4 protein-coding genes are annotated in these 5,997 nt (G+C 63.3%); 2 read left to right on the plus strand and 2 right to left on the minus strand.

Features of this window, described 5'->3' with window-relative positions; genetic code table 11:
- Positions 1 to 157: 157 nt before the first annotated feature.
- Positions 158 to 727 (plus strand): DDE-type integrase/transposase/recombinase, encoded by a 570-nt coding sequence (locus IEY36_RS31535; RefSeq protein ID WP_456307064.1) that lies wholly within the window; start codon positions 158 to 160, stop codon positions 725 to 727.
- 24 nt (positions 728 to 751) lie between these two features.
- On the opposite strand, the gene IEY36_RS30150 is transcribed toward IEY36_RS31535, so the two are convergent.
- Positions 752 to 2,134 (minus strand): putative O-glycosylation ligase, exosortase A system-associated, encoded by a 1,383-nt coding sequence (locus IEY36_RS30150; RefSeq protein WP_188973989.1) that lies wholly within the window; start codon positions 2,132 to 2,134, stop codon positions 752 to 754.
- Between the two features lie 16 nt (positions 2,135 to 2,150).
- On the minus strand, positions 2,151 to 2,288 hold the full coding sequence (locus IEY36_RS30155) for a hypothetical protein (protein WP_188973990.1): 138 nt from the start codon (positions 2,286 to 2,288) through the stop codon (positions 2,151 to 2,153).
- Between the two features lie 396 nt (positions 2,289 to 2,684).
- Between IEY36_RS30155 and IEY36_RS30160 the strand changes: the two genes are divergently transcribed.
- The coding region (locus IEY36_RS30160; RefSeq protein WP_188973992.1) for a calcium-binding protein at positions 2,685 to 5,997 on the plus strand (3,313 nt) is incomplete at its 3' end.

Below are 5,997 nucleotides of genomic sequence, written 5' to 3' on the forward strand. Positions count from 1 at the left end.
CCGGGGCGACGGTGCTGGCGACGCTCTCGGGTGCGCCGGCGCTGACAGCGGCGGATATCGCCATCATCGCCTGATCGCGAGGTTGCTGAACATCCCACGCTAGGCGGCGATCATCGGTATTCGTCGTCTAGTACCCGCCTTGCGGCCTGGGCATCTGATGGTGCGCTGTCGCGGCTGGCCGGTGAACGCGAAGCTCGTGTATCGCCTGTACAGCGAGGAAGGCCTGACGATCCGGTCCAAGGTGCCGCGGCGCAAGCGGGCGTCGCGGTATTGGGTGGGGCGGCCGGGCGCGACGGCGCCAAACGAGATCTGGTCGATGGACTTCGTCGCCGACCAGTTGTTCGACGGCCGGCCGATCCGGATCCTGGCGGTGCTCGATGCCCACACGCGAGAGGCGCTCTCGATCGTGCCGAGAGTGAGCTTCCGGGCGTTCGACGTGGTGCAGGAGCTCGATCGCCAGGCGCGCGAATGGGGGCGGCCGAAGACGCTGAAGGTCGACAACGGGCCGGANCGCGCGGGAGCGGCTGAAGGCATGGCGACGCGAATACAACGAGGAACGGCCGCATGGGTCATTGCGGAACTTGACCCCGCAGGCGTTCGCCGAGCAGCCTCAACAGGCCCGAGAAGTTGCCTAGGCCCCGGACCAGAGTTGGGGGCAGGATCAAGCGGCCCTGGCGCATCATGTCCATCGGATTTCGCGACTGGGCGCATCGGTTCCGATCAGTAGGGTTCTTCTATCCTATAAACCGCGTCATATTGAAGCCTTCGTCTGACCTGCCCGCTGCCGCCACGCTGGCAGTCGCGCCGCGTTGTGCCCCACGGCCAAGTCGGCGAGCGATTCCTGAGGTGCGCGGTCGGCAGAGGATAGGGTGGCCCGATGCAGCGCCGCCGAGGTGCTGACGGCAAGCGCAAGCAGATAATAATGCAGCGGATAGAATGCGATGCCCACGAAGGCCGCGCCGGCCATGAAAATAAGCACACCATGACTCAGCGCGCGGGCGAGGTCGCCAATCCATTCCAGTTCCGGTCTCGCGCGCGCTGCACGCCGGACGCTGCGCATGTTTAGGAAGAACACGGCAAACGTCGCCAGGAATATAGCCAGCCCGACCCAGCCATGCTCGCCGAGAACCTCGAAATAGATGCTATGAAACGCGCGGCCTTCCTGGACATTATCCTCTCCCCATTCGTCCTGCGTCACAAAGCGGTTGCCAAGATAGCCGTTGAAGCCGGCGCCCGCGGGATACTGGTTGGCAAGGCCAATCGTCCATTCCCAGACCAGCAGTCGCGTATTCGCGCTCTCATCCTGGCGAGGTGCGAAGGACGTCGAGATACGTGCCTTCCAGGCATCGCCCATCAGGGGCACCACGGCCGCCGCTCCGGCCACAAGCATGATCGCGACCATGAATTTGTGCCGCGATCGCCACCAGAGAAGTGCCGCCCAGACGACACAAGCAACCAGCGCTGCCCGCGCAAAGGTGCCAAAGGCGCCAATGACCGCAATAACCGGCGCCGCGAAGTAGACCCATCGCAACCAGCCGCGGGATGGGGCGACGATGGAATGGCGTTGCAGGAAGGCGACCAAAGGCAGGCAGGCGAAGGCATAGGTTCCGAGGGTGCTGCCTTCTCCCCCCCAGCCCGCATTGATCTGAATGAGGCCGAGCGGGCGCCCGTATCCGCCGCTCGCCAGGACCGACTTGATGGCGAAGCACACCACATTCGATGCGATGCAACATAGAATCACGAGCAGCGCCGCCTCGATCTGTATGCGTGACCGGAAAAAGAACGGCAGCAACGTGGAGAAGAGGATGGTCTTGAATGCCCAATCCCATTTCGCCCAGGCCGCAGTCGGGTAAAGTGCCCAGGTCGTTGTCAGAGTTATCCAGCCGGCCCAGATAATTAGCAACGCGGTCAGCAGTCCAAGTCGAGGCGGGTCGCGCCGATCCACAAGAACATATGCTCCAAGCGTCAGCACCGCGGTTGTTAACGAAAACGGGAAGAGTTGCCCTAGGGCCGGCGCTACGTCATGCGGTCTAAACAGATCGACCCAAACATAGGCGAGCGCCAGAACGAAAGGCGCGAGGCAACCTAGCGCAACCAGTGACGTCCAAACGGATAGAATGAACAGCGCCTGCATCTGGCTGTCGCTCCGTTCAGCGTTTGGCGCGAAATGCGCGCGACAGTGAAGATTCGGCGCGCCGGGCCGCCTCGCGACGCTCCAACAAGAAGGCGCGGCACGCCACTGCGAGGACGCCGCCACAGGTAGCCAGAATGACGAGGTTGTCGATCATGACTCGTGCCACCTAACAGCGTTTGAGGGGTCATCTGGCCGGTATACTAATGTGACCCAAAAGCGATGGCACGCCTCGTATTCATGCGACGTGAAGTTCTCACGGCCACAGGCATGCGACGATCGAAATCGGACTCGGGGCCCGGCCATCATTTTGCCCCTTTCTCCGCCTGAATGCTCCGAATGGATGTGCGAGGACACGGGGCGGCTACCATTCATATTCATTTCTTAGGTTGATTCAACCAGTGGTTGTTTCTTCCTTCGATCGAGCCAGACGGGGCACTGTGTACCCTGACCGGCAGGCCTTTGGGCGACGTAACGCCCCGGGCAGGAATTGGTGTGCCTCCCCTGTTGACATGATTTCAAACGCGGACACAGCGCGACAAGGAGCAGGGTCATGAGTGGGACGGCGCAGACGATCGTGGAATTCAGCCTTCAGAATGCCAACGCGGCAAAGAGCAGCGCGCAGTATATCCGCTTCAATCAGGTCTTTGCCGAAGGCGACCTCGCGGAAGGCACATCGCTCAGCGCCCAAATCGGCACGCAAACATTGCCGATGCAGATGGACGTTATTTCCCACTACGAGGATGGCTCCGTCAAATCGGCAATTCTGACAATTGCGGCGCCTGCGATCGCCGCCGGTGCGACGGTGCAGGGCGTACTTGTGGCGAGTGGCACGCCGGCTGGCACGCCCGTCGCAATCACCGCAGCGCTCGCTCATGGCTACGACCTCACGGTCAACATGAACATCGCCGGACTTGGCGCGGTGTCGCTAGACGCTGCGCAATACCTTGCGGAAGCCGTTGCCGGCGGTGAAGCCGAGATCATCAGGCAGGGCGCATTGGCTACCGAGATACGCTTCGACGTCGACGTGACACGCGCGCTGCGCGTCACGTTCGATGTCGTGACATACGCGGATGGCAGTATTGCCACGAAGGTCTCGTTTCAGAACGATGCCGCGATGGGCACGGCCGGCGGCGCGATCCTGTACAACAGCGTCAGCATCGTCGAGAATGGCGAGACGCGCTTCAGCCGGACCAATTTGACCCAGTACCAGTATCAGGTCTGGGCAGAGGACGTCATCGCTGACGCCAGCGCGGCGCAGACGCTGAACGTCCGGCACGACATCGACTACCTTGAGCAGACTGGGGCCATCTGGAACTACGACCTCACGGCCTCGGTTGGTTCCGCCCCTTCGGTACCGTCGGGCTGGACCAACGTTCTCGGCGTCAACGGCCTGTTCCAATACATGCCGACCACAGGCGGGCGCCCGGATATCGGCCCGACCACGGAAGCCAATGCCCGCTGGCTGATTACCCAGGATGCGTCTGCGGCCAACTACGCGCTTGCACAGGCGGAGGCTGCCGGCAGCATCCCTTGGCATTACTACGATGCGGCGAAGGGTCACTACCTCTCGGTCACAGACTACCCGAAGCTATGGATTGACAATCGTGGAACCCAACAGCCATCGCAGATTGCCGGCAGCGAATCCGGCTGGACGACCGACCGTGCGCACAGCGCCGACGTGTCCTACGTCGCCTGGCTGATGACGGGTGACCGCTACCACCTCGATATGCTGAACGCGCAGGCGTCCTGGGTCATCGCCAGTGCCTGGAACGACCCGCGAAACGACAGCCAGGGCATCGTCGCGAACCCGGTCGAAGAGGTTCGGGCGCAGGCCTGGGCACTGCGTACTGTCCAGGAGGCCGCCTATGCCAATCCCGATGGGACTTACGAACAGGCGTATTTCAGCGAGATCGCCAACAACAACTGGGCGTATCTCCGTTCGCAGACAACGCGGCTGACCGCGGAACAAGGCGAGGTCCACGGTTATGTGGAGGGCGCGTATCGCGAGACAACGGCGACGGCGCCCTGGCAGCAGGACTTTTTTGCAAGCACTACGGCGCTCGCCGCGATGCAAGGCAACAGCGACGCGCGTGCCGTTCTGAAATGGGAAGCGAACTTCCTGAGCGGCCGCTTTCTCTCGCCGGATATCAATCCCTACAACGGTTTCAACTATTCGCTGAATGTCTACAGCTCCAGCGGGCAGGCGCTGAGCACCTGGGCGGATGTCGCGGCGGCCACCCGCTCCGCGGGGAACTACTCGACCGGCCCTTCCTCGGGCTACTATGCCGCGTTGGCCGCGATGAGCAACGCCAACATCATCACGGTCTTCGCCGGCGGCGAAGACCCGACCGACCACCGGGTCGCAGCCGATGCCATGCGCGCCTATGGGTGGATCCTCAGCGCCGGCATGCCTGACCTGCGTACCGATGCCCAGTTCCAGATCGCGCCGCGCATGCCTGATGGCACGCAGATCGGCGTGACGGAGATGAGGGTCATCGCCCCGACCACGGCGAACACGACCCAGACCTTCACGGGCAGTAACGTCTTCGTTTACGAAAAGGGTGTCGGCCGCACGACGCTGATTGGCACGGCGGGCGCCGATGTCCTCATTGATGCCTCGACGGGCGGCGGCGATCGCCTCGACGGACGAGGAGGCGACGACTACCTCATCGGCGGCAGAGGCACGAATGTCTTCGCACCGGGTTCCGGCCAAGACTACGCCCTCATCCTCGGCGGCGCAGCCCGCTTTGAGGTCGACGCGACAAGCGCCGGACGGTTGGAGATCCAGGGCTTTCGTCCAGGCACGGACATCATTGCCCTGACCGGCAGTGTTTCCATGGCCGCCATCATCGCCTCCGCCCGCGCCGACGGCTACGGCGGGACTCTGATCACCATCTCGGGTGTGCGCACTATCCGGCTCGACGGAATCCTGCCAAACGCGATCCAAGCTGGCATTTTCGATATTACCGGCGCAACCGACAGTGGCGGCACCGACCCTGTACCGCCGGTTGAAGTTGGCACGGCTGGGCCTGACACGCTGATCGGCACGTCTGGTGCGGACACGATGTCCGGCGCTGCCGGCAATGACGAGTACATCGTGAACCACGCCAGTGACGTCGTGACCGAGGGCTCCGGTGGCGGAACCGACCACGTCACCGCCAGCGTCGACTTCACGCTGCCCGCCTATGTCGAGGACCTTACCCTGGTCGGCGCTGCGCGGTACGGCACCGGCAATGCGCTCGCCAATGTCATCTCCGGCAGCGGCGCGAACGACGTGCTGGCCGGCCTTGGCGGCAACGACACCCTCATCGGCGGGGGCGGGGCCGACCTTCTCAATGGCGGCGACGACACCGACAGGCTGGTCGGTGCTGCCGGCAATGACACGCTGCTCGGTGGCGCCGGCGACGACGTTCTCGTCGGCTGGTCAGGTTCCGATTCCCTTGTCGGTGGCACCGGCAACGATCGCTTCATCGGGTTGGACAGCGCATCCGACATCGTGGTCGAAGGCGCTAACGGCGGTACCGATGTGGTGACCTCCAACATCAGCTACACGCTCACGGCGAATGTCGAGAACCTGACACTGCTCGGCACGCAGGCGTTGAACGGCACGGGGAACGACCTGGCCAATGTGATCAGTGGCAATGTTGGGGCCAACGTGCTGAGTGGCCTCGGCGGCGAGGACTACCTGGCGGGCGGCAACGGCAACGACACGCTGCTGGGTGGCGCCGGCGACGACGTTCTCGTCGGTGGGGTAGGCGCCGATTCCCTCATCGGTGGCGACGGCAACGACCGCTACATTGGGTTGGACAGCGCATCCGACATCGTGGTCGAAGGCGCGAATGGCGGCACCGATGCAGTGACGT

Origin of the sequence: Neoroseomonas lacus (assembly GCF_014644535.1) — a bacterium.
GTDB classification, from domain to species: Bacteria; Pseudomonadota; Alphaproteobacteria; order Acetobacterales; family Acetobacteraceae; genus Neoroseomonas; species Neoroseomonas lacus.